This is a genomic window from Scytonema hankhaensis NUACC26, from assembly GCF_045865695.1.
Lineage (GTDB): Bacteria > Cyanobacteriota > Cyanobacteriia > Cyanobacteriales > Nostocaceae > Scytonema.
This window is the reverse complement of record NZ_BAACAP010000245.1, coordinates 60,411-85,050: the sequence shown is the minus strand read 5'-3', so window position 1 is coordinate 85,050 and position 24,640 is coordinate 60,411. Positions and strand designations below refer to the sequence as shown.

The window sequence follows — 24,640 nt, the reverse complement described above, 5'->3', positions numbered from 1 at the left end:
AAGTAAACTGAACTACATTACAAAATGTCAATCTAACAAACATTAATTACCAATGACAAATGACAAATGACTAATGACGATCCTCACTAGTTAACTTTAATTGTGCTGACTTATGACGCAATCGCGGAATTGACGTTTCAATGCCGGAAATACGGGACAAGGTGCTTGGTCTTGTAAATTCTCCGGTTTACTCCAAGTAAATGGTGCTTTTTTCGATGCAGACATCCATAACAATCGCTTTGCCCGTGTCATGGCAACATAAAGCAAGCGGTACTCCTCGGCAGTTTTTAAGTGTTTGGCTTGCTCCCAAGCTGTGGTAACATCAGGTAAAGCAGATTCATCGTGGAGAGCCGCACGAATTTGAGCGCGAGCGACTTCCGAGAGAGTAAAGCTTCCTAAAAACTGGCTTTGAGGTGGAACCCAAAATCGCCCTGGAATCAAGTTTTCGTGGAGAAAAGGTATAAACACGTAGTCCCAATCCAAGCCCTTAGCTTTGTGCATGGTAATAATAGTCAGTTGACCGCGACGGGTGTAGCGAGCTTCCGAATCTTCTGTTTCCACAGGTTCAAACCGTTCTGAACTGACGATTTCGCTTAGTGCGTTTAGCATCGTACCCATGGAAGCATAACCAGCAATTTGTTGGTTAATTCTTTCTGCTAATTTGTCAGCAGTTGCTAGTTCTGCTTGGTCATAGCTTAGTGCTAGCGCGAAAAAAGAAATCAAATGATACAACGGTAGTTCCAACCGCGCTCGCAGTAAACTCCGACACAAACGCGCTGCTTTTTGCACGGGTTCTGATTGGGGTGCAGCTAACGGACCTGGATACAAAAATTCTTCGGGCAAAGTTGCAAGGGCGTTTAAGTCTTGTGTTTCAATGAGTCGCCTTTGGACAAATACTTCTAGTGCTGCTTTCAAGTAGTCTGGAGAATGAGGGCGATCGCAAAATTGCAGTAGAGCAAGAATTTCCACTGGTACGTGAGAACGACGTTCCTGTTCGCCAACATCATAAAGCGTAATTTTATAAAGTTTGCAGATAGGAGCCAATTCTTCTGCCAACCATCGTCCTTGACGGTTTTCCCGAACTAAAATAGCTGCACTCGCACTCGTGGGGTCTTGAGAAAATAACTCAATAATTCTGTCGGATAATAACTCGACTGTGTGATGAATATCGCGAGGAGTATGAATTTCTAGTCCCTTACCAATACGTTCTGGATTGGCATTTGGTTGGGGATCGTCAGGGTTAACTGGGTGAATAATTTGATGGCGAAAGGGTAATTGTCTTTTGTCATTTGTTATTTGTCCTTGGTCATTTGTTATTTGTTCTTGGTCATGATTAACTGACGAATGACGGTTCACCCATTGCAGAACAAAATTAGCAGCTTCAATAATAATTCTAGTACTGCGACCGGCTCGATCCATTGTGGCGAGTCGTTCTTGCAAACTGCACTCCTCACAAAATTGCCGAAAATAAATGGGATCGGCTGGGGTAAACGTGGAATTAATGGCTTGGTTGGGATCGCCAACGCGGATAAGATTTGGTGGTTGATTTGGATTGTTGGGGTTAGCCGCAAGAATGGTTAAAAGTTCAGTTTGCAAAGGGCTAGAATCTTGAGCTTCGTCTTCAAAAACTGCAAAAACTTGATTTTGCTCTATTTTACGGGCGCTTTCGTTTGTTAGAACGTTCAAGGCGGCTAGAATCATATCATCGTAATCAATAAAGTCACGAGAGCGCATTAAATTTTGATATTGCTCGTATAAACCAGCAGCAATACTTAAAATTCCATATTCATCTGCTGTCTTATTGGTTAACTCGTGTAAATCTTCTGGTAACAAACCAGAACTTTTTGCCTCGTGAATCGCGGTCATTGCTAAATCCGGTAACACTTCTGTCCGCAATACTGATTGACGCCGCAATCTTTCTGTTTCTTCCCCGTCAAATTGCGTACCTTCTAGCAAGCGAGAATACTGTCCTGGATGGTTGGAAATCCATTGCTCTACGGCAGTACGGATAAAACGATGACTTTGGTTGGGAGTGATTAAAGTAACGTTTTCTAACTGCAACCCTGATAAATCGGGATAGCGAGTGGCAATGTTGAGTGCAAGACCGTGGAGTGTGTGTACAACAAAGCCTGTTTGCGGTAAAGATAAGTCTCTACGTAAGTACTCGCGAATTTTAGCTTTAATGTTCGCCGCCGCCGAACGAGTAAAGGTCACAACAATCAGTTGACTGCGAGCTTTTTTGCGTAATTCCGCCGAACGTTCGTACTGACGAGCAATTGCAATAGCAGCTGCTGCAGCCATCCCTGTTGATTTACCAGCACCAGGAACTGCTGAAATCGCCAAAGGACCAGATCTCCAGTCTGCCATTTGTTGCTGTCCGGGACGAAGGCTGTTACGGATACGTGTTATGGCTGTCTCCCGCAGGGAAGACACAGGCATTTCAGCATATACTTCTATAAAGTTCGATTCTTGCGGCACAGTATCTGTTAATTGAGTGTCTTGTTAGGGGTTAGTGGTTAGTGGTTAGTGGTGTAGGACAGGCGTCTCGCCTGTCATCGTTATTAGAACAATTAACAACTAACAACTAACAACTATCATTATTTAATTATGATAAATCGTAAATTCATACATTATCTATGTTTAATTGCAGTCATTTTCTTGGGTGCTTTTTTGCGCTTTTGGCATTTGGATTTAAAACCCCTATGGATGGATGAGGTCATCACTGCTATCTTTAGCTTGGGGAAGAATTACAATGATTTTCCGTTGGATGAAGTATTTCCACTCCAAAATTTGCAGGAAATGTTTACCTTTCAACCGGGAGAGAGTTGTTTTCAAATTTCCAAAACTGTTGCTACCCAGTCTACTCATCCACCACTTTTTTTCTGTGGAATGTATACTTGGTTAACTTGGCTCGCTCCTTTGGGAGAAGAGTGGGTGGCAAAGTTGCGATCGCTATCCGCATTGTTTGGAGTCGGTGCTACTATCGCAATATATTACGTAAATCGTATCGCCTTTTTCCCATTTGCTGGATTAGTGGCTGCTGCATTGATGGCTGTTTCTCCCTTTGCTGTCTACCTTTCTCAAGAAGCACGACACTACACCCTCCCCATGTTTCTTATCACTTTAGCTTTACTGGGATTGGTACAAATTCAGCAGGATATGGAAAAACGTCAAACAGTCCGGTATGTTGTTTGGACTGGATGGGCAATTGTGAACGTTATCGGTCTTTACGTGCATTACTTTTTTGCTCTTGCCTTTGTTGCCCAAATTGTGACGCTGCTTTTGTTAATGTATTGGCAGAGGACAAAGATAGTTAATCAACGCCAAACCTGGTTGGCGATCTTGCTCTATTCTACTGGAGTTGCAATTTGTTTTTTGCCCTGGGTAGCGATCGTGCTTTATCATTTTGGTCGTTCTGAAACTGACTGGATAGATCCTCCTCAAAATATTGCCCCTCTGTTTCAAACGCTCATAAATTGGGTGTTAATGGTCATTGCTTTACCAGTAGAAAATCAACCCCTCCCAATTTTATTGATATCTGGGGTGCTCATGCTGTCTTTCACCTTTTGGATTGGTTGGCATATCTTTCAAGGGTTCAAAAGACTATGGTCTACACCATCAACGCAAACAAGCACATTGGTTTTCTTAACTTTTTCTGGTTGCGTGTTGTTAGAATTTTTTGCTATTGCCTATTTCCTCGGAAAAGACATTACCAACGTTCCCCGTTATAGTTTTGTTTACTATCCTGGGTGGTGTGCTTTATTAGCTGCAAGTCTTACTCAAAAAGAAAAATTTGAACAAAGATCGAGAATTAAAAAAATTTTTATTGTTCTTTCTCCGTCCTTAATTTGTTTTCTTGTTGGTATCGTCTGTAGTATTTTCGTTATTTCCAACTTCGTTTTTCAAAAACCTTTTCAGCCAGAGCGAGTAGCAAAAAATATGAATCGAGACCCCTCGACTTCGCTCATGGTTGTTATGGCATATAGAAATTACCAAGATATTGCTTTAGGGTTGAGCTTTGCTTTAGCACTTGAACCTCTTAGGGATAAGAAAACCGAAAAAATGACTTCACCTCAATGCTCAATGTCCAATGTCCAATGCCCAAAATCCTACTTTGCCTTTCTCAAACAATCACCTACTTTTACTTCTGTCTGGCAAAAGCTTTATCAACTTCCCGAACTAGAAGTTGATAAGCTTAATCTTTGGATTATTGGACCGGGACGAAAACGCATAGATTATCTACATACAGTAGCAATTTCTCCTCAAATCAGTTGCACTATAGATTTTAAAGAGCACTACCGTATTGGCATTCCCTATCAGTTATACCATTGTCGTTGATGGCGCTTGGAACGCAAAGCTGTACACATAAGTTGGATTTACCCCCTTTAATCCCCGTTTTAAGTGAATATACGGTTGTTTTATGAAAACTATAACTACTGAGACAGTATAAACTTTGTTATAAAAAAAATTAAATATTTATATATTTATACTAATGCAAAGTGTATATTATATTACTAAAATTAAATAACTGAACGCTGAAATCAATTAGGCTGACATCAGCAGGTAACAAAAGCAATTCTTTTTAAAGATTTTTTTAAGATAGGTAAAGAAAATGCTATAAACATTTTAAAAAAGTATACTAAAATTATCCTTTAAAAAAAATAGCTACGTCACAAGAACAATTTTTGAAAGTAGAGATTATCTCTAACAAAAAATGTTCTTGTAATAATTACCATTCATAACAAATGAATATATCAATGAATATACAAAGCTTTATTTCTGCTCAGAATATCCAGTCAGAAAATTACGTTCGCGAGCCAATTCACAGCCCTGGTTTCATCCAACCTCATGGTTTATTCTTAGTCCTGTCAGAACCCGATTTAGAAATTCTCCATATTAGTAATAATACAGAGAATTTGCTAGGATTGCCAGCCCAAAAGTATTTAGGACAGTATTTATCCATACTTTTAGAATCGGGACAAATAGCTGCAATTGAAGGATGTCTTCAAGGAAACTTTGAAAATATCAATCCTTTAAAACTCTCAGTTTCCAGCCATGGAAAAAGCTGCTTGTTTAATGGAGTTATTCATCGTTCGCCACAAAACGATTTGATTTTAGAGTTAGAACCTTGTAGCAGTGAAGGGAGTCACGGTTTCTCTAATTTTTATTCTCTAACAAGAAATGCACTGACTCAAATGCAACAAGCCTCAAACTTAAGTGAGTTAAGTGCTGCAATTGTTAAAGAAGTCCGGAAAATGACTGGTTTTGACCGAGTTATGGTTTATCGGTTTGATGAAAACAGTTGTGGGGAAGTGATTGCTGAAGATAAATCGGAAGAGATAGAACCATATCTTGGTTTGCGATATCCAGATTTTGACATACCTCCCCATGCCAAATATTTGTATACCCTTAATCCTTTGCGTCTCATCGCAGATGTCAACTACCAACCTGTAATTATTACCTCCAAACCCCAATCAACTTCCTCCTCATCCTCCCCAACCCAAAATTCCCCCCAATCGCTAATCCCCAATCGCCAATCGCCAATCGCCAATCCCCTAGATCTAACCTACAGTGTGTTGAGAAGCGTTTCCCCGTGCCACATTCAATATTTGAAGAATATGGGAGTTGGGGCAAGTATGTCAATTTCACTCGTAAAAGACAGGAAATTATGGGGTTTAGTCGCATGCCACCATCAAACGCCTCGATTTGTCTCCTATGAAATTAGAACAGCTTGCGAGTTTTTAGGAAAAGTCATGTCCTTAGAACTTGCTTCTAAAGAAGAAAATGAAAATTTAGAATACAAGTTGCAGTTAAAGTGCAGTCAAACCAAATTTATAGATACAGTAGCTCAATCGCAAGATTTTGCTGAGGCTCTACTTCAAGATAGAGTCAGTTTGCTACAGCTTGTTCATGCCGAGGGGGCAGTTGTTTGTGCTGATGGACATTTGACGCTTATTGGTAAAACACCAAGTGAAGCAGCTATTCATGACCTAATTTCTTGGTTGAGTAACAAGTTTCAAAATTACCTTTTTGTCAGTGATTCTTTATCAAAGCTTTATCCAAAAGCCATAGAATTTAAAGATGTTGCTAGTGGATTGTTAGCTCTTTCAATAGCTAGAATTCGTAATAATTATGTCTTGTGGTTCCGTCCGGAAAGATTGCAGTATGTAAATTGGGCGGGAAATCCCCAACAAGTGAATACTGTAGCACCTGATGGCAGTTTAACTCTCTGTCCGCGCAAGTCTTTTGAGTTGTGGCAAGAACAGGTAAACGGAACATCTTTACCTTGGCAATCTTTTGAAATTGATGGGGCGATTGAGTTGAGGAGTGCAATTGTCGGCATTGTACTTCGTAAAGCTGATGAATTAGCAGCAATTAATTTGGAGTTAGAACGTAGCAATAACGAGTTAGATGCTTTTTCCTACATTGCTTCTCACGATCTGAAGGAACCATTGAGAGGTATTCATAATTACTCTACCTTTTTACTAGAAGACTACGCCAAGGTTTTAGATAATGAGGGTGTCTCAAAGTTAGAAACACTAGTTCGTTTGACAAAGCGAATGGAGGATTTGATTAATTCTCTACTGCACTTTTCTCGATTAGGGCGACAGGAATTGAATGTAGGGCTAATTGACTGTGATGAATTAGTGCAAAATGTTTCTGAAATATTTCGTATGAGTTTGGGGAATAGTAATATTAATATCCGAATTCCCAAACCTTTGCCTACCATTTGGGGCGATCGCATTTTACTTGAAGAAGTCTTAATCAATTTGATTGGCAATGGCTTCAAGTATAACGATAATCTGGAAAAATGGGTAGAGATTGGGTATTTAGATTCGATTGACCAACAAAAATCTCTAGGGACATTTTACGTAAAGGATAATGGCATTGGCATTCGTGAAAAACATCTAGAAACAATTTTTCGGATTTTTAAACGACTGCATGCTCCCGGTAAGTATGGCGGTGGGACAGGGGCAGGATTAACTATTGTAAAGAAAATCATCGAACGACACGATGGCAAAATCTGGGTTGAGTCTACTAGCGGTCAGGGCAGTACTTTCTACTTTACATTGCCGCAATGAACATAATTATGGAAAAACCATTGGCTCACTTATCTCTCAATATCCCCAACCATAAATACGTCATTTTGGTGGTCGAAGATAGCGATAAAGATTTCACCGCATTCACCCGTGCGCTTCAAGAAACTTCTTTTGTCTGCTCGGTGTATCGTGCTTGTAATGGTGATGATGCACTAGATTATCTTTACCGTCAAGGAGAGTATGCTAATCCCGCTACATCGCCTCGACCAGCACTCATCTTGGTCGATCTCAATTTACCAGGAACAGATGGGCGAGAAACGATCGCACAAATCAAACAGGATAGTTTACTCAAAAGTATTCCTACGATCGCATTAACTACATCTTCTAGCCCCAAAGATATTGAAGCTTGCTATCAGTACGGGGTGAATTGCTATATGCTCAAACCAATTGGTGTGGAAGCTTTGAGAAAAACCATTCGGAATTTTTTGGACTACTGGTTTGATACCGTTGTTCTTCCCAATCCTACACAGCAATAAATACCATATATGGATAGCCAACGCACCATTTTTATCATTGATGATTGTGAAGAAGACCGCATGGTATATCGTCGCCTTCTAGAGCGCGATACCCGGTATACTTATAAAATTGTGGAATTTGAATCGGCAACAGAAGCAATTGAGTCTTGTCAGTCTTGGATTCCAGACCTGATATTAGTAGACTTTATGCTGCCGGATGCTACTGGATTGGAGTTTCTTGAGGAATTAAAATTTTCCATCGAGCGAAACCATTTGCCTGTCATCATGCTGACAGGACAAGGAGATGAAAGCATTGCCGTGCAGGCAATGAAAAGTGGCGCACAGGATTATTTAGTCAAAGGGAAACTCACGGATGATGTTTTCTACCGTGCTAGCCATACCGTGATGGAACGGGTGCGTCTCATGCAGCAAGTAGATTCACAACAAGAGCAGCAAAGATTGATGGGTGCGATCGCTCTCCGCATTCGTTTATCCTTGAGTTTAGAAATCGTTCTCACCACCGCAGTTGAAGAAATCCGAGATTTTCTTAAGGCTGACAGAGTTATAGTTTACCAGTTTCATCCCGATAATAGCGGTACTATCGTAGCAGAATCTGTTGTCTCTGGTTGGAAAAGTTGCTTGAATGTCAAGGTTGAAGATACCTGCTTTCAGGGTGCGAGAGGAAAATATCATCGCAATCGAGCCGGAGCAGTTAACGATACACACCAAGCTGCATTATCTGACTGCCATGTTGAACTTTTAGAATACTATCAAGTCCGAGCAAATCTCTATGTTCCCATTTTTTCTGGCATTCAACCTGTAGAAGCCAATCGCTGTTTGTTGAGAAATGAACCTCCTGTTTGGGGTTTATTAGTGGCTCATCAATGCGGAAGTCCGCGTCAATGGCAACAATCGGAAATGGATTTGCTAGAACAACTCTCAGTACAGTTAGCGATCGCAATTCAACAAGCGGAACTTTACGAAAACTTGCAAAGCCTCAACGCACAATTAGAAGCTAAAGTTGAAGACCGAACAGCAAAATTTCAGCAAAGCGAGCGGAAATTTCGGGCAATTTTTGAGCAAACTTTTCAATTAATAGGGTTGTTAACTCCACAAGGAGAAATCTTAGAACTCAACCAAGCATTTTTAGAGTTTTTTGGTGCCGATCGCGATCGACTCAAAGGTAAACTTTTTTGGGAATTACCTTGTTACAAAAAATTGACTATGGTACATGATGGGTTGCAAAAGGCGATCGTTCAAGCATCTATTGGCAATTTTGTACGATATGAAGTCACATTACCGGATGCACGAGGTATTCAAAGGACTATTGATTTTTCCATCAAACCCATTTTGAATGAGATAGGGGAAGTCGTTTTGCTACTTCCTGAAGGGAGAGATATCACAGAACGCAAACAAGCAGAGGAAGCTTTATGCGATCTCAATGAAGAGTTAGAAGCAAGAGTTCAACAACGGACTCAAGACTTAGAGCAAGCTAATATTAGCCTTAGAAGTGAAATAAGCGAACGCCAACGTATAGAATTAGAACTGCTTCGCAATCGCGATCTCCGCGAAGCTATATTCAACGAATCGGCTGATGCTATTTTTCTTGTTGATGAGGATACCCGCCGAATCATTGATTGCAATCGTCGTGCTGTTAAGTTATTTGAAGCGTCTAGTAAAGAAGAACTCATTAACGATAATGACCGAACATTACAACACTATCCATTAACCTTTCAAGAGTTAGAAAAATTAACAGAAGAAGTTAAGAAAAAAGGATTTTGGAGTCGAGAAATTGAATATTTAACTCTTAAAGGAAACTCATTTTGGGGAAACTTAGCAGTTAAACAAATCACTGTTGCCGGGACAGTGAGAAATTTAGTACGAGTGACTGATATTAGCGATCGCAAGCAAGCAGTAGAGCAACTAGAGCATTCGTTAGAAGAAAAAGAAACTTTGCTAAAAGAAATTCACCACCGAGTGAAAAATAACTTACAAATTATTTCTAGCTTACTCCGAATGCAATCGAGACGAGTGCGGGATGAATCAACTATGATCTTATTTCAAGAATCTCAAAATCGGGTGCAGTCCATGGCACTCATTCACGAACATCTTTACCAATCGCCAGAAATTTCGCATATAGATTTTGGCGAATACATTCGGAGTTTAACAGATAACTTATTCCGATGCTATGGCATCAGTCAAAAGACAATCTTACTAAAAATAGAAACTGGTGGAATCAAACTCAACCTTGATACTGCCATACCTTGCGGGCTACTCATCAACGAGCTGATTTCCAACTCCCTCAAATATGCTTTTCCCGAAGGAAGACGTGGCGAAATTAGTATTCGTCTGGTATCAAGCACAGACAATACCATTATATTAATAGTGAGCGATACTGGTATTGGTATTCCAGATTCCTTAGATTGGAGCAATACCAATTCTTTAGGCTTGAGAATTGTGCATAACTTAACCAGACAACTCAAGGGAACTCTAACTCTAGATCGCGATCGTGGCACAGCTTTCCATATTACTTTTGCTCATTAGTAGTTAGTGGTTAGTGGATAGTGGTTAGTGGAAAAGAACAACCAACAACTAACAACCAACAACTAACAACTAACAACTAACAACTGTAAGGGCGCAATGCCTTGCGCCCCTACTAACAAATAACAACTAACAACTGTAAGGGCGCAATGCCTTGCGCCCCTACTAACAACCAACAACTAACAACCAACAACTAACCGTATGAAAAAAATCACAATCCTGATTGTTGAAGATGAACAACTTGTTGCAGACGATCTGAGAGAAACACTAGAGTATCTAGGATATATTGTGCCTACTATGGTGGCAACAGGAGAAGAAGCTATTGTCATTGTTGAATCACTGCAACCCGATTTAGTATTAATGGATATTCGGCTTGCGGGAGAAATGGATGGAGTAGAAGCTTCCGAACAAATCCAATCTCGCTTTAACATACCTGTTGTTTATTTAACTGCCAATGCAGATCGAGCCACTTTAGAAAGAGTAAAAGCCACGCAACCGTTTGGCTATATTTTAAAACCCTTTGATGAAAGAATATTATCGACCACTATTGAAATTGCTGTCTCTCGCCATCAAGCAGAGTTTGAAGTACAAAAGGCTTTGTCCACAGCTCAAACAGATAAACATGTTGCTCAATCCCAATCTCAACAAAAATCTCAATATCTCTATATGGCAGCCCATGAGTTTCGCAATCCCCTAACAACAATTAGACTTGGTGCGGAAATACTCAAACACTATGGAGATCGATTGCCGGAAGACAAAAAACAAAGCCAACTCAGTCGCATTCAATCTGCTACAGAAGACTTAATGTATTTGCTAGAGGATATATTAACATTAGGGCAAGCTGAAACTGGAAAAATTCATTATGAACCAGTTTCAATGGATGTAGTTTCTTTTTGTAGGGAACAAGTAGAAGCTTTGCAAATGACTGTAGGCGAGGAGTACAGCATAAAGTTTTTGGTTAACAGCGAGCAACGAAATGCTTATCTTGATGAAAAACTCCTTTGGCACTTACTGAATAATCTGCTTTCCAATGCTATTAAATACTCTCCACAAGGTGGTGAAGTATTATTCACGTTGTACTGGGAGGACAACAATGTTTGTTTTAAAGTACAAGACCGAGGAATTGGAATTCCAGTAGAAGCGCAAGCAGAAGTGTTTGAACCATTCCAACGAGCAGGAAACGTGGGTCAGATTCCTGGAACGGGATTGGGATTAGCAATTGTAAAACAGTGTGTTGATATGCACGAAGGTTCAATTAGTTTTGAAAGTGTTGTCGATCGAGGTACAACTTTTGTTGTTAAGCTACCAGTTAAAGAGTAAAGATTGGAAATAAGCCAAACTGTGTCAATCTATCAATTTCTAAATGTTGTAGAAACCTTTACACTCGATCGAAGATAATTCGCTGTTCGCGACAAGTGCGATCGTAAGTTGCATTTAAATCAACAGGTAAGCAAAGCCCGCCACGCAACCAAAGCGGTAAGGTTGGCAGCGAATCACCAATGTTAAAACTTTCGTGCCAAATATCCAAGCTCGATTGTTCAAAACGTTCCACCACTCGATAAGCAACAGTATACAACGTTGGTTGGTGGGAAGAACCCGTAATTTCTCTTGAATCTTGTGGAGACGAAGCTATTTGAGCAATCAATGCATCATGTAAATTGGCATTTCTAGTAGTAACCACATCAACTATCACAAGTCCAATACCTTGTTGAAGGTAAGTTTGACATTTTGCTACAAACGCTTTCTGATGGCTTAATCGATCCTTATTAGCTGGACTCACAAGCTCGATCGCTCCTGCTAAAATTGGTCCTGCTTCTGTGTGAAAAATGCTAATTTCAACTGCTTCACTAGTAGGTTGAAAGGATATGGTTTGTGATGGTTTTGGCGGTTTCCATTGAGGTTGAGCGTCAAGTGGTAAATCAACTTTATTATTTCCCAATTCTTCAAACGTAGCAACATCAATTTCAATGCCAAACTGTACATTTGGTTCTGCAAAATAGCCCTGTGGAAGGCGCTGGTTTAAATCTGAGGAGATATAAGTTGCCCAAGCATTGTGAAAGGCGTGCCAATGCCGACGCATACTTAAAGGAGGCTGAAAATGATCCAATAGCACCATGTCGTCACGCACTCCTCTTATCGCTATCTTTCCCCTTTAGTATAGAGAATTTTTGCGAACAATTATCGTCTTCTACCGTTTCATCAAACGATCGCTACCACTGCGGTTGCCCTGTTTTCACGAATCATTCGGAATTGCAATATAGTCATAATCAAAGCGCGAGCGCTACTGTCTCTCCACAAGTTTGACTAATTGGCTGTCATCGATATCCATAAAAAAGTGGAAGTAGAACCGGGTTATCATGCAACTGTTGAGGATATTCTTGCTTGGGAAAAAATATGGCACTATCCCAGAGAGTTCAGTGGTAATGATTCGTTCCAACTGGTATAAAAAGTGGTCTGATGTTGCACAATTCAATCAAAAGCCCTTTCCTGGAATCACTTTGGATGCTCTCAAGTTTTTGCACCTAAAGCGCAACATTAATGTTAAAATACGCTTAAGAGATGTCAGGGGTTTTCACATGCACGTGATTACTCGTAAACGGCTGAATGAATTTGCCAAACTCCATCCAGATACAACGAACTCTTTGGCTCAGTGGTATCGGTTGATGAAACAAAGTGAGTTCGCCTCATTTGTGGAACTCCGTGAAATATTTCCATCAGCAGATCGAGTCGGTAAATTGACTGTTTTTAACATTGGTGGCAATAAAGTTCGACTTATTGCCGCAATTCACTACAACCGCCAAAAAATCTACATTCGTGCTGTGTTAACACATCCAGAATACGACAAAGGAGATTGGAAAGAGTAATGCAAAGTTTCAACCTCACTCAAACCATCACTGCTTGGTCATCTATTGCCGAAAACGTCTTTGTTCCTCACACTGAGGAGGAATATGAACGCCTAGTTGAGATGCTCGATCGCCTCATCGATCGAGTTGGTGAAGACGAGAGCCATCCGTTGGCGTCTCTAATGGAAGTCATCGGTGTCTTAATTGAAAACTACGAAACTGAAAATATTCCTCAGCTGGAGGAGATTATTTAATTGTTTTGATGTTACAAATTACTTCTGCTGGTTGGCAAAAACTTTTCTGTTGAATCTGCAAGTTGACGAATTGCTGCTTTTAAGAGTTCTGAGTTTTCTTGAGTAAATCCAGCTTGAGTCGATAAATTACTATCTAAAGACCAAATACGACGAAAGAAAAAAGATACACAGCTATAATTTGAGATGTCATACAGTTCTCTATTAGATGAAAAGTGAACATACCAACAAATTGTAGTACCAGAGTATTTAGATGCTTTAAGTGAACTATCAGCTAGATTGGAGATTTTACAAGCTTTTGCTGACTTATGCCATAAAAGTAATGTGAAAAGCAGTCGTGATATTCTTCCTTGTGAAAATACGGAATCAGGCTTATACGCTCTGAGAGCAAGCGAACAGTAAATTAATACTCAGAATGATTCATGAATTCACCTCCAAAGGGAGAATCTGAATCAATGTAGAAAAACGACTAAAATCCGCTACATTGTGGGTAAGTAAATGACCAATATTATGTACCTGCATAGTCGCCACAATGTTGGCATCATAAACTTGCCTCCCTGCTGTGGGAAAATTTCTTAATAATTCAATCAAAGCTGACAACACTAAATTGTTATCCTCCAACACTGTAAATTCTGTTCTAAAAGTATTGACATTCTCCCAAATTTTCTCTATCTGCAACTCACTACCTGTTACATTTAAACGAGTAGCTGCAGCTAAATATTCTCGTAGTACTTGAGGACTGACAAACAATTCAATACCTGTCTCTCGCATAGTTTGCAAAGTTTCTGTTGCCGCTAGATGCCAAGGTGATACACTATTTGTGGCAAAAATTAGCACATTCGTATCAACAAAAATTTTTTTAAACCCTGTCATCATCATAAATATCTTCCCTGCGGAAATTACAATCAGGTGACCAATTTTTCCACTCACCTACATTCAGTTTGAGCGGTGGTTTGACAGTATCTACATCAAGTGGCAATGGTGTTTCATCAATCACCAGCACAATCCGGTGTTTGCCTGGGATGATATCCGATGGCAGTGTAATGATAATTTGCTGGTCATCTGTTACTGTTACGGTTGTTTCAATGGTTCTCATGCAACTTCCTCCTGTTGTTCAACATTCTAAAATGAGTTTTGTCGGTTAGCTTAGGCTATCACTTTTTTAATTCATGTTCAGGTAAGTCACGATTTAAGCATCCGAAAAATCATCTAGTGGAGACAGACAGGATTGTAGGGGCGTAAGGCATTGCGCTGTGTGGAAGCGCAGGAGTTGGCGAGCCTGTTTAAGCTGTTTGCTATAAAGGGAGTGGAGTGTGTGGTGTTAAACGCCTGTTACTCTACCATCCAAGCACAAGCCATCAGCCAACTAGTGTTTTAGAAGTGTTCAGTGCTACGGGTGAATCAATAGCTGTTCCAATCAATTTGAAGTGAGCGATCGCCTAGAGTTTTCAAAGAATCAGGTGCTCGTTAAAGATTCTTTAGAAAAAGCAACTATAATTTAGCTAGGAGGAAAACAATAATGCTGCAAACTATAGAAGGAATTTATAAAAATGGTAAAATCGAACTTGCCGAAACACCAGAAGGCATTAGTGAAAGCCGAGTTTTTGTAACTTTCTTAGAAACAAAACCAACCCATTGGTCGGAAATTATTATGCAGTATCAAGGTGTAGCAGAGACTATAATTTTTGAGTCCTACCGAGATGAACTGCTATCACCTAACGAAGTCGAATTTTAAGGATGGGTTACTTACTAGATACTTGCGTAATTAGCGATTTTGTTAAGGGAGAAGAAAACACTCTTAAGTGATTAAAATCTACTTCTCCTGTTGATATTTTTATTTCATCATTAACAATGATGGAAGTGAAATATGGATTAGCAATCAATCCCCAAAAGGCTGTTAAAATTCAATCGTTGCTCGAAACATTCTTAAGTTCAATTACAATATTGCCTTTTGCCGCGTCCGAAGCCGAACAAGCTGCCCAAATTAGAAGCATCCTGAAAACAGCCGGTACTCCTATCTGTGCATATGATGTACTGATTGCAGCAACAGCACTAACTTATAATCACATTCTGGTAACATCTAACGAGAGAGAATTTCAAAGTTCCCTGGGAAAGGAGTTACGGTTACCTCCTAAGTAATATTCTGGTAACATCTAACGAGAGAGAATTTCAAAGAGTACCTAGGAGTGCGAATCGAGAATTGGCGTTCTTCTTAAATTACGCTCAAGCCCCTGACCATAAAAAACGACTCCTGAAGGCGATCGCACATCTCTATTGATGCCATCGTACTACTTCAGGAGTTGTTGTTCAACCGAGTTATATATTGTTCAACCCATCCTACTCGACAGTCACGGACTTTGCCAAATTCCTAGGTTGATCGACATCCAAACCGCGAAGCGCTGCAATATGATAAGCCAGCAATTGTAAGGGAACGACTGTGAGTATGGGAGACAGCAATTCATTAACATGAGAAACCGGAAGAATATCATTAAAAATTTCTCCGGCTTCTCCATCATTCACTGGTGTCACGCCAATTAAACGAGAATCGCGGGCTTTGGCTTCTTGAGAGTTAGAAATCACTTTTTCGTAAACACTACCAGGCATTGCGATCGCAACTACAGGCACTTTTGCATCTAACAAAGCAATTGGTCCGTGCTTCATTTCTCCCGCCGGATATCCTTCTGCATGAATGTAACTGATTTCTTTTAATTTCAGCGCCCCTTCCAAAGCAATCGGATAATTAATCCCCCTTCCCAAAAAGATGAAATCTTTAGTTTCTGCAAAGTCATGAGCTAATTGCTCAATATAATGCTCTTGTTTGTCCAAGTTCGCCTCAATTTCTCCCGGAATTTGCCGCAACCCATCAATAATTTCCTGCGATTCCGTTGGAGAAATAGCCTGACGGAGATATCCCAAATCCAATGCCAAAGCGTAAAACGCCATCAATTGAGCAATAAAAGTTTTCGTCGCCGCTACCCCAATTTCAATTCCTGCAAGAGTGTTGATAATTTGAGACACCATTTGACCCAAAGTACTTTCCGGGCGATTGGTAATCCCTAACAACCGGGCTTGATACTTCGCTTCTTTACCCTGGCGGCGTTCTTGTTCCATTGCCAAAGCTGCTAAAGTATCAGCCGTTTCTCCCGATTGGGTAACGCCGATAGTTAAAGTATTCGCTGTTGGTGGTGATGGCGCGTAACGATATTCCGAGGCATAATGTACGCTAGTGGGAATACCCGCAACTTGTTCTAGTAAATGTTTGCCTACCAATGCTGCATGCCAACTGGTTCCGCAAGCAACAATTTGAATTTGTTCTAAATTCACATAAAGTTCTGTAGGTAAACCCAGTTTAACGGGAGATTTCGTCGCATCACCTGCATTCCAATCAGCGCTGAAGTAAGCATCCAAACAAGCCCTAACAACTCCCGGTTGTTCGTAGATTTCTTTGAGCATAAAGTGCTTGAATCCCTGCTTTTCCACCATTGTGGGATTCAGGTTCAGTAGGCGGGGCTGTTTTTTTAACCGTTCGCCAGCAAAATTGTAAATCTCAACTCCCAAGGGAGTGAGACGTGCTATTTCCCCATTTTCTAATGGTAATACTGCACGAGTATGAGCTATAATCGCTGGCGTATCAGACGCACAGAAAAATTCCCCTTGCCCAAAACCAATGACTAAAGGGGCTTGTTGTCGCACAACAATCAGTTCGTCTGGATAGTCGGCGGAAATAACCGCGATCGCAAAAGCTCCCTCTAATTTATTCACTGTTTGGCGGACTGCTTCCAGGAAAGGAGAGGGAGAGAAAGGTACAGAAGAAGAGGATTCTTTCAGAAGTTGAGCGATGAGGTGAGGAATCACTTCTGTATCCGTCTCCGAACGGAATTGGTGTCCCTGTGCTTTCAAATGTTCCCGCAATTCGCGATAATTTTCTACAATTCCATTTTGCACCACCGCCACCCGCAATGCTGTATCCATGTGGGGATGGGCATTATATTCTTCTGGCTTACCATGAGTCGCCCAACGAGTATGACCGATACCTATCTGAGCAGGAGTTTCTACTTGTTCTAGCTTAGAACGTAGATTGTAAAGCTTACCTTTTGCCCGGACACAATTAACATCACCTTCCCATATCGTAGCGATTCCCGCCGAATCGTAGCCCCGATACTCCAGTTTTTCTAGCCCAGATAGCAAAATTTCTGTTGCTGCTTGAGTGCCAATATATCCTACGATGCCGCACATTGCTCACACCACTTCTTTAATATATAGAACTAGTATTTCAACCAGTAAGGTTGTTAACACAATGGTAGCGTTTTAACAAAAATACAGGGGGCAAAAATAATATTGGGCATAAGGCATAGGGTATTGAAACAATGCCCAATACTCTATGCCCTATGCCCAACGATCCTAAATTTGATTGCTATCTAGAGACTTTATGACCAGTTTCCAGACCAATTAGTAAGCCAGACCCATACTACGAGTGGTTTCAGCACCCAAGTAAACTCGGATGCTTAAAAAGTCGGTGGGACAAGCAGTTTCACACCGCTTGCAACCCACACAGTCTTCTGTACGGGGTGATGAGGCAATTTGCGCTGCTTTACAGCCATCCCATGGCACCATTTCTAGTACGTCTGTGGGACAAGCGCGGACACATTGTGTGCAACCAATGCAGGTATCGTAGATTTTTACGGTATGAGACATTGAAAAAAAGCTCCTTTGCTATTTTCTTGATGCAAAAGAATCCATAATCATGGCTTAGTTTACTGCAGTGGCTTATCCTTCGTAATTAAAAGGCTACATAACTTTAAAGAATGTAATAAGCACTTTGCGATCGCGATCTCTAGGAGCGACTTTCAAGAAGATGTATAAAGTAGTTGAATAGCTTGCATAGAGACAATTCTAGAGTTTGTCCTTGGTCATTTGTCCTTAGTCATTTAAAGATTGTGATTATAAAGATGCATGACTAAAAAGTCAATTAGAACAAACAAAAAAGGATAGTTAAATGTGCTACGGCTTGAGTATCAACTTTTCCAAGAAATACAAACTTTATTTTTTCAAATTATTTAAATTTCAAAATTTATTAAAATTTATTAAAATTATTTACAGTTTAAATATTTTAGTCCTCAATTATTTGTAACAATTTTCAGTAGGTAGGGCTATGCCGCACAAAAGCTCTAGTGGTGGGCAATGCCTACCCTACTTATATTTCATGAATCTAATTGGATTGCTAAAGATGCCCGATTTCTTAAAGAAGTCCGGCATAAAAAGATCTCATAAGATGTCAAGATAATTTACAGAGTATAAACTAATATAAAGAGAGCATCATTATCTCCTTTAAAAATGAAACATGAAAAAGCAAATTAGTGTAAATGTATACTTGTACGAAGTAAAATTTTACAATTTATTAGGAAATCGTTAACTATAACATAAACTAAACGAGCTAGTACAGGCTCCTACGCTACCATCCTATTAATGTAAACACTATTACAAACGCCCATGGAACCAAATTCTCTACCAACTGAGGTCATTCTGACCCATCCACGTCAGACTATAGGAAACGTCCTACTTGATTGGACGCCACAACCAGGAAATTATCTCGACCTTGAAGGAAAAACCTATGCTGTCTTAGAGCGTCGTCACCGCTATCAATTAAAGGCGGGGCGCTATCGGTTGCAGAAAATTGCTCTTTACGTGCAATCTGCAACACGCCCAGATGAGAAAAGTTTTGTGGGGGGACGTTGGGTTCTCGGTGATGCCACTTGCCGCTACAATGCTCATTCAGAAATGATACGCTGTGCAGTTAAACCAGAAGGACCTTGTGAAACTTGCCGTCACTACGAAAGAATAATAAATGATGAATTATGAATTATGAATTATGAATTATGAATTATGAATTGAAGGTTTAATCATTCAGCATTCATCATTCATAATTTACCCAAAAACTTCTCCCACAACTAAACGCATACCATTAATGAAATCCCACCCTGATTGAGGACGTTTGCCAGACGGCTGAACTTCTCTCAAGAGTAAAAAACCATCTCCAGTTTGTACGATCGCTCCGACCCCCTTGGCAATACCGACAACTTCCCCTGGGTTACCGGATATTACAGACAAATCGGGCAATTTCTTTTGTATTGCTGACATTTCTGGTGGTAACTCATATTTGTGAGTAGAGCCAAGGGGTGCTGTGGCAGTAATTTTTAGAGGTCGATCGCGAAAGGTTGTAACGCAGTCAGGATAAAAGCCTCTAATTTGATTGTGTAACTGTATTGCACTTTTTGACCAATCCAGGTGATAATCTTCTTTTGCAATCATTGGTGCATAAGTCTCTTCAGAATTATCTTGAGGAATTGGTTCTCCTTCCTGACGTTTAAGCTTTAATAAAGTCTCTACTAGTAAATCTGCACCCGTGACGGCAAGTTTTTTTGCCAAATCTTCGGCATTATCCAATAATCCTATAGGTGTCGTGGCTGTTAGTAACATTGCACCAGTATCCATCCCCGCATCCATTAACATAGTGGTGATACCAGTTTCAGTTTCGCCATTATACAAACACCATTGAATGGGGGCAGCTCCTCGGTATTTGGGTAAAATCGATCCATGTACATTGATACACCCCAGTTTGGGCATATTTAAAATCTTTGGCGAGAGAATTTGTCCGTAAGCCACAACAACAAATGCGTCAGCATCTGATTCTTGAAGTTTAGTCAAAGTTTCAGCATTTTTTTTCACCCTTTGTGGTTGCCAAACGGGCAAATTCGCAGAAGTCGCAACTGCCTTGACTGGTGAGGGTGTCAATTTGTTCCCACGCCCGCGCCGTTTATCAGGTTGAGTTACAACTGCTACGACTTCAAAATCTGGATGGTTCAGCAGTTTTTCTAGAGTCGGTACGGCAAAATCAGGAGTTCCAAAGAAAACTATTTTCATAGGGGGAGGGATTGGGGACTGGCGATTGGGGATTGAGGATTAGGCATTGGTCAGAATGCTTGAGCTTCTGTCTCAATGGTAATGATAGGCTGATTTCCTTTCTATTGAACTGGTCACTGGTCACTGGTCACTGGTCACTGGTCACTGGTCACTGGTCACTGGTCACTGATATTTGACAAATTGATTAGTTTTTGTAAAAAAAAGATGGTTTTCTGGGGTTATAATAATTTCGCTAGAACACGAGCTGGTACTTTGTGCATCTGCTTTAGCCAAGTTTAACGTGTTAGCGATCGCGAAGCAGGGGTCATCAACCTTCTCTCTTTGTCTCAGTAGAGATGGGAGAATTGAAAGATGGCGTAGAAGCGCACAAGGCGCTAAGCGATCGTGCGAAGCGCTAGTCTTTGTAGAACGCAATTGATAGGCATCTGGTGAAAAAATGTCAAGACGAGCCACAGCACGTCTGAAATGAATTTCTAGAGATGTCTGGTACAAAATTCTATAATCTCCAAAAATTCTGAGTCTGGAACCGATTTTTCAAACCAGAGGTGCTCTCCCACAACTGTTGTAACTGAGATCGTGCAGTTTTGGCAGTTAGATTTTCGTGTCTTCCCTTCGGCTAGATATCAGAGATCGATCGCAAAATCGACTTGGAGACAAGTTTGTTTGCAAAATTTTCAACTAGTGCCATACTTGTACCGAGACTGGTATCTACGGTGTGGTATCAAATTATAAACAAATGATTTCCACTCCTAGCAATCAGATTAAGTACAAAGAGTGCGCTGAGTGTTAGCATCTTGCTAGTACACAGACAATAGTTGAAGTATACCTAATTCTGGTAGTACTCAGTGTTATCACTAGTAACCAAAAAAAGGTTACTGATAATAAATCTGTATAAATACTAGCTCTGGGTTTCTCCTAGATATTATTAACAGCAAAGCGTAGAAAAATATACTCAATTTTGTAAAAGTATGCGAAGTTTGAGTAAGAAATCTCGTTAAATTGGGAGTTCCTTGTTATACCTATTATTGATAGTCTGCCTGATTGCTGGATCGGGCATTCCTCCTCACACAGCAACCGCCCTTTAGAGAGTCAACAAATGCTGAAACCCCCTCTGTTGTCAGGATGGTTGAGCGTGCAACCAATCCAAAAATATGTCATCTTTGTCATGCCGCTCGCGCTCTTAATGGCAGCGTCGGCTCACTATACCTTGGCAAAACAAACACAAGCAGCCAAGCTTACTCCCGTAACACCAGATTCTGATGCAGCGTCATCTGATTCTGTGTCAAAAGAAACTGCTGCTGAAGGCGAACTGAATTTAGATGAAGTTACAAAAATATCTCAAGAGACTTTTGCTTCTAAATCGCTTGCCACACCAACCTCTCTAGCTGCAATTAACCAACTGCAAAGATCGCATAGCGAACTAGAGGTATTGATAGAAAATGATTCTCTAGCTAGAGAAATCTCTGAAGCTGATGATGAGCTACTAACTGCAGTTCAACTTGCTCCATCGATCATCTCACAAGATTCTCAGAGCGAAACCCTGTCTGCAAGCGAGTTAGACCTAGTACAACGCTTGAAAGCTGCCAAGGTACAGATTCTAGCAGCCAAGACCGATGATTCAACAGCTAAACAATTTTTGGTAAGTGAAGTTCTAGAAGCAACTACAGTTGGTCCTTCAATCGAGAGATTAAAACCAGCCACATCAGTTCCTGTTATCGAACAACCACCAGAAGGCGCTCAAGTACAACAAGATCCCATAGGAAGCCCCCACCCCATTCCCTGGCAATGGATTCAATCCACCCAGGAAGCTATTGGTTCCAAAGGGGCTTCTGGAGTCCGTTACTATCGCAGCGTACCCGTCATCTCCCCAGATGGACGATATGCAGCGTACAGCCGCGTACAAATAGAAGTTAAACCAGAAATGCATAATAGCCGCGTCAGTAGCGTTCTATTTATAGAAGATAGACAAACGAAAAAGTTACGAGTGGTTCGCTCGACATCTGATGTAAAAGATCCATTATTAAAAGTCAGCGTCAAGTCAACAGAAGATGACACCCAAGGAACTATCGGAGTTTTGGTTCCAGTCAGTTGGTCGGAGAAAGGCGATCGTTTTTTAGCACGTCAGTTTGAAGGCTACATGAATACATCTGATGTGACAGACCGCGCTGTTATTTGGGATCGCAATAACGGTCAATCTCAAAGCCTTACACCTTCCCAAAATGAACACAAGCATGAAATTGCAATTTTGTTAGGTTGGAGTAAATCTCAACCAGAACAGGTGTTATTCCGTGCAGGTGAATTAGGCGAAGAAACATGGCCCTTAGTTGCTGTTGCTTATGATGGTTCAACCATAGCAGCGAATAATACAGATGAACCAGTCACCTTTGGTGAAAAAGTGAAAGAGGTGTGGGGAAATCCTCCAGTCGCTTATAGGTAGTGACCAGTGACCAGTGACCAGTGACCAGTGACCAGTGACCAGTGACCAGGGAGAAGTACTAATCCCCAATCCCCATTGCCCCTCAACAAGGAGGGGACCCCAATCCCCATTGCCCCTCAACAAGGAGGGGACCCCGAGTTCCCCAATCCCCAATCCTTAATGTCTAACTAATGGCTAACATCAAAATCATAGAAAAATCCAATTTGCTTTATGGAAAATATTTTGATATGACAGCATTGATATGTGAAATATTACCCCAGTCTCTGGTTTTAAGTTTAAGCTAGTGGATTAAGAACCATCCGATGAATTTCGGCAAAGAATAGCGATGAATGAAGCTGATACCCCTAAAAATGAGGCTTTCGTTGAACCATTAAAATCGAGTAACTCGCCACAACCAGAACCTGCTAGTTGCCCGTTTTACTCTGTTTTACCTGGTGAAACCATAGCAAGCGCAAAAATTCCACTACTAGCACCAGCACAAGATAAAGAATGTGAGGACGATATTACATCGGATGGTGCTTTTGATGAGGATTGGGTTGCAGAACCGGATCGTGACAAACAGCAGGTAGTAGAGTCTGAGTTCAAGAAATTATTAGTCTTGAACGAAGAACTGCGTTTAACCAATGATGATTTGTACGACCAAGTGCAGCAGCTTGCAATGGCTTTAAACGAGTCAGAAAAGGCTGTAGAGTGGCAGAAAAAGCGCTCTAGTGTCACAGAGTCAATGCTCAGTCAACAAGCGCAAGAACTAGCAGCGGCTCAAGAGCAAATCAAGTCTCTATATCAACAGTTAGAAACCGCAACTGCAAGCGCCCAGCGCCAAGAAAGTTTAGTCGAAAGCTATAAAGCACAATTAGAGATTAACCAGCAACGCCTTGCCCAACTAGAGAGGGAGTGTGCTCTTATTCAAGATAACTATAACGAACAATCTCATCATGTAGTAAAAGCAGAAACCGCTTGTCGAGAGTTACGGACTCGGCTGATGCGACAGCAACGTCAGACTTTACAATTTAAAGCAGCGCTAGAAAAGTGTTTGGAGACTCCTGTTCCCAGCTACGACTCTGTTGATGATAACGACCTAGAAAGCAAAGCCTCAAGACTTCCCAAACGGTCTAATTCTTTGTTTACCTACACTCAACCCATTAAACCTTGGTCGGGAGACCAGAATCTACTGACAGATGATGATAATCCTTGGGCTGAATCGTCATCACCCGTTCAGAGAGAAACTATATCTTCCAATCCACCATCACCTTGGGACATTTCAGATGGGGAGGAAGAAGAAATTCTATCTCCAACACAAACTACAGATACACCTGAAATAGGAACAGGCGCTGAGACAGATTCTAGCGAATTAGATCGGCAGTTGGATGGAGTTATCCAAATGTTCTTTGCAGCAAATTCTCCACCTACACAGCCAGCATCTCCTATGGAAGTAGATGATGAAGACAGTACTCCAGCAGCGGAGACTATTTGGGAAACAACTGCTACACATTTGGTAGAGGAATCAGAAGAACCAGAAACAACTGAAGTACTCACCAATAAAACCTCATTAGAGGAATATGTAGATGTGTGGTCAGAACAAGCACCAGTTCTCGAATTACCAGGAACTGCTGTTCCCCCCATACATTTGATGAATGAATCCGCTAACTCCAATTCTCCCTCACCCCTACTCTATCCACAGCGTCCGCCAAAAGGGCGAAAATCTCTATCAGCTGTAGAATTACCAAAGTTTAATAAGGATAGTTGATGGGGATTGGGGAACTCGGGGTCCCCTCCTTGTTGAGGGGCAATGGGGATTGGGGATTGAACAAATAAGGACTTCCAAATAAACAATATCCAACTTTCTCTTGAACTGTCTCTTGTAGTGTGGGCTTCTAGCCCGCCATTAGTACAGGACGGGCGAGGACGCTCCGCAGTCGCCTCAACTGGTGGTAACCCCCGCACGGTGAGCCTGCGCTCTCCGGAGGGTTTCCCGAACTCACAGCGACTGGCGAACCCCGAACGCGAGTGCGTCTCCGCGCTTGAGATAGGGGCGCTGCTCTCCGTACCACAAGATAGGTAAGTTATTTATTGGACATCCCAAAACAAATGA

The 24,640-nt window shown here is 41.0% G+C and carries 21 protein-coding genes; 12 read left to right on the top strand and 9 right to left on the bottom strand.

The window, feature by feature from the left end:
* Window positions 1-96: 96 nt before the first annotated feature.
* Window positions 97-2,439 (bottom strand): ATP-dependent helicase, encoded by a 2,343-nt coding sequence (locus ACKTT2_RS43230; RefSeq protein ID WP_407898356.1) that lies wholly within the window; start codon window positions 2,437-2,439, stop codon window positions 97-99.
* 168 nt (window positions 2,440-2,607) lie between these two features.
* On the opposite strand from ACKTT2_RS43230, the gene ACKTT2_RS43225 reads away from it, so the two are divergent.
* The 5 genes from ACKTT2_RS43225 (at window position 2,608) to ACKTT2_RS43205 (ending at window position 11,416) form a co-directional block, all read left to right on the top strand.
* Window positions 2,608-4,338, top strand: a complete 1,731-nt coding sequence (locus tag ACKTT2_RS43225; RefSeq protein WP_407898233.1) for a glycosyltransferase family 39 protein — start codon at window positions 2,608-2,610, stop codon at window positions 4,336-4,338.
* 419 nt (window positions 4,339-4,757) lie between these two features.
* Window positions 4,758-7,082, top strand: a complete 2,325-nt coding sequence (locus ACKTT2_RS43220) for an ATP-binding protein (RefSeq protein ID WP_407898231.1) — start codon at window positions 4,758-4,760, stop codon at window positions 7,080-7,082.
* Entirely contained in the window at window positions 7,079-7,576 is a 498-nt protein-coding gene (locus ACKTT2_RS43215) for a response regulator (RefSeq protein WP_407898229.1), read from the top strand. Before ACKTT2_RS43220 ends, ACKTT2_RS43215 begins: the two co-directional genes overlap by 4 nt.
* 9 nt (window positions 7,577-7,585) lie before the next feature.
* Window positions 7,586-10,099: a histidine kinase dimerization/phosphoacceptor domain -containing protein gene (locus ACKTT2_RS43210; protein ID WP_407898226.1), complete on the top strand. Its 2,514-nt coding sequence runs from the start codon at window positions 7,586-7,588 to the stop codon at window positions 10,097-10,099.
* A 198-nt stretch (window positions 10,100-10,297) separates the two neighbouring features.
* The gene (locus ACKTT2_RS43205; protein ID WP_407898224.1) at window positions 10,298-11,416 is read left to right on the top strand and encodes a hybrid sensor histidine kinase/response regulator; all 1,119 of its coding nucleotides are present in this window, start codon (window positions 10,298-10,300) and stop codon (window positions 11,414-11,416) included.
* Between the two features lie 58 nt (window positions 11,417-11,474).
* Here the strand turns inward: ACKTT2_RS43205 and ACKTT2_RS43200 are convergent, their stop codons facing one another.
* Window positions 11,475-12,224 (bottom strand): DUF4058 family protein, encoded by a 750-nt coding sequence (locus ACKTT2_RS43200; RefSeq protein ID WP_407898222.1) that lies wholly within the window; start codon window positions 12,222-12,224, stop codon window positions 11,475-11,477.
* A gap of 295 nt (window positions 12,225-12,519) precedes the next feature.
* On the opposite strand from ACKTT2_RS43200, the gene ACKTT2_RS43195 reads away from it, so the two are divergent.
* Both ACKTT2_RS43195 and ACKTT2_RS43190 read left to right on the top strand, forming a co-directional pair.
* Window positions 12,520-12,960 carry a type II toxin-antitoxin system HigB family toxin gene (locus tag ACKTT2_RS43195; protein WP_407898220.1) on the top strand — a complete coding sequence of 147 codons (441 nt, stop codon included), beginning with the start codon at window positions 12,520-12,522 and terminating at the stop codon, window positions 12,958-12,960.
* Window positions 12,960-13,193, top strand: coding sequence for a hypothetical protein (locus ACKTT2_RS43190; RefSeq protein WP_407898218.1), 234 nt, complete (start codon window positions 12,960-12,962; stop codon window positions 13,191-13,193). Before ACKTT2_RS43195 ends, ACKTT2_RS43190 begins: the two co-directional genes overlap by 1 nt.
* A 417-nt stretch (window positions 13,194-13,610) precedes the next feature.
* On the opposite strand, the gene ACKTT2_RS43185 is transcribed toward ACKTT2_RS43190, so the two are convergent.
* Window positions 13,611-14,069 (bottom strand): type II toxin-antitoxin system VapC family toxin, encoded by a 459-nt coding sequence (locus tag ACKTT2_RS43185; protein ID WP_407898216.1) that lies wholly within the window; start codon window positions 14,067-14,069, stop codon window positions 13,611-13,613.
* Window positions 14,050-14,286, bottom strand: a complete 237-nt coding sequence (locus ACKTT2_RS43180; RefSeq protein ID WP_407898214.1) for a hypothetical protein — start codon at window positions 14,284-14,286, stop codon at window positions 14,050-14,052. Before ACKTT2_RS43180 ends, ACKTT2_RS43185 begins: the two co-directional genes overlap by 20 nt.
* Window positions 14,287-14,709: 423 nt before the next feature.
* Here ACKTT2_RS43180 and ACKTT2_RS43175 point away from each other — a divergent pair, with 423 nt between their 5' ends.
* Entirely contained in the window at window positions 14,710-14,925 is a 216-nt protein-coding gene (locus tag ACKTT2_RS43175) for a hypothetical protein (protein ID WP_407898212.1), read from the top strand.
* A gap of 95 nt (window positions 14,926-15,020) precedes the next feature.
* Complete coding sequence (locus tag ACKTT2_RS43170; RefSeq protein ID WP_407898354.1) at window positions 15,021-15,329, top strand: PIN domain-containing protein; 309 nt, start codon at window positions 15,021-15,023, stop codon at window positions 15,327-15,329.
* 198 nt (window positions 15,330-15,527) lie between these two features.
* Here the strand turns inward: ACKTT2_RS43170 and glmS are convergent, their stop codons facing one another.
* Window positions 15,528-17,426 (bottom strand): glutamine--fructose-6-phosphate transaminase (isomerizing), encoded by a 1,899-nt coding sequence (gene glmS / locus ACKTT2_RS43165; protein ID WP_407898210.1) that lies wholly within the window; start codon window positions 17,424-17,426, stop codon window positions 15,528-15,530.
* Between the two features lie 213 nt (window positions 17,427-17,639).
* Window positions 17,640-17,885: a photosystem I iron-sulfur center protein PsaC gene (psaC, locus tag ACKTT2_RS43160; protein ID WP_012411495.1), complete on the bottom strand. Its 246-nt coding sequence runs from the start codon at window positions 17,883-17,885 to the stop codon at window positions 17,640-17,642.
* A 795-nt stretch (window positions 17,886-18,680) separates the two neighbouring features.
* Between psaC and ACKTT2_RS43155 the strand changes: the two genes are divergently transcribed.
* A complete protein-coding gene (locus tag ACKTT2_RS43155; RefSeq protein ID WP_407898207.1) occupies window positions 18,681-19,049 on the top strand; it encodes a DUF6464 family protein in 369 nt (122 codons plus the stop codon).
* Window positions 19,050-19,115: 66 nt separating this feature from the next.
* On the opposite strand, the gene fmt is transcribed toward ACKTT2_RS43155, so the two are convergent.
* From fmt to ACKTT2_RS43140, 3 genes are read right to left on the bottom strand one after another with little or no spacing between them, the layout of a single operon-like run.
* Window positions 19,116-20,111: a methionyl-tRNA formyltransferase gene (fmt, locus tag ACKTT2_RS43150; protein WP_407898205.1), complete on the bottom strand. Its 996-nt coding sequence runs from the start codon at window positions 20,109-20,111 to the stop codon at window positions 19,116-19,118.
* A complete protein-coding gene (locus ACKTT2_RS43145; protein ID WP_407898202.1) occupies window positions 20,083-20,235 on the bottom strand; it encodes a hypothetical protein in 153 nt (50 codons plus the stop codon). The genes fmt and ACKTT2_RS43145 overlap by 29 nt, the downstream gene beginning before the upstream one ends.
* 38 nt (window positions 20,236-20,273) lie before the next feature.
* Window positions 20,274-20,603 carry a hypothetical protein gene (locus ACKTT2_RS43140; RefSeq protein WP_407898200.1) on the bottom strand — a complete coding sequence of 110 codons (330 nt, stop codon included), beginning with the start codon at window positions 20,601-20,603 and terminating at the stop codon, window positions 20,274-20,276.
* A 604-nt stretch (window positions 20,604-21,207) separates the two neighbouring features.
* On the opposite strand from ACKTT2_RS43140, the gene ACKTT2_RS43135 reads away from it, so the two are divergent.
* The gene (locus ACKTT2_RS43135; protein ID WP_407898198.1) at window positions 21,208-22,548 is read left to right on the top strand and encodes a hypothetical protein; all 1,341 of its coding nucleotides are present in this window, start codon (window positions 21,208-21,210) and stop codon (window positions 22,546-22,548) included.
* A 325-nt stretch (window positions 22,549-22,873) separates the two neighbouring features.
* Window positions 22,874-24,295, top strand: a complete 1,422-nt coding sequence (locus ACKTT2_RS43130; RefSeq protein ID WP_407898196.1) for a hypothetical protein — start codon at window positions 22,874-22,876, stop codon at window positions 24,293-24,295.
* Window positions 24,296-24,640 lie beyond the last annotated feature (345 nt).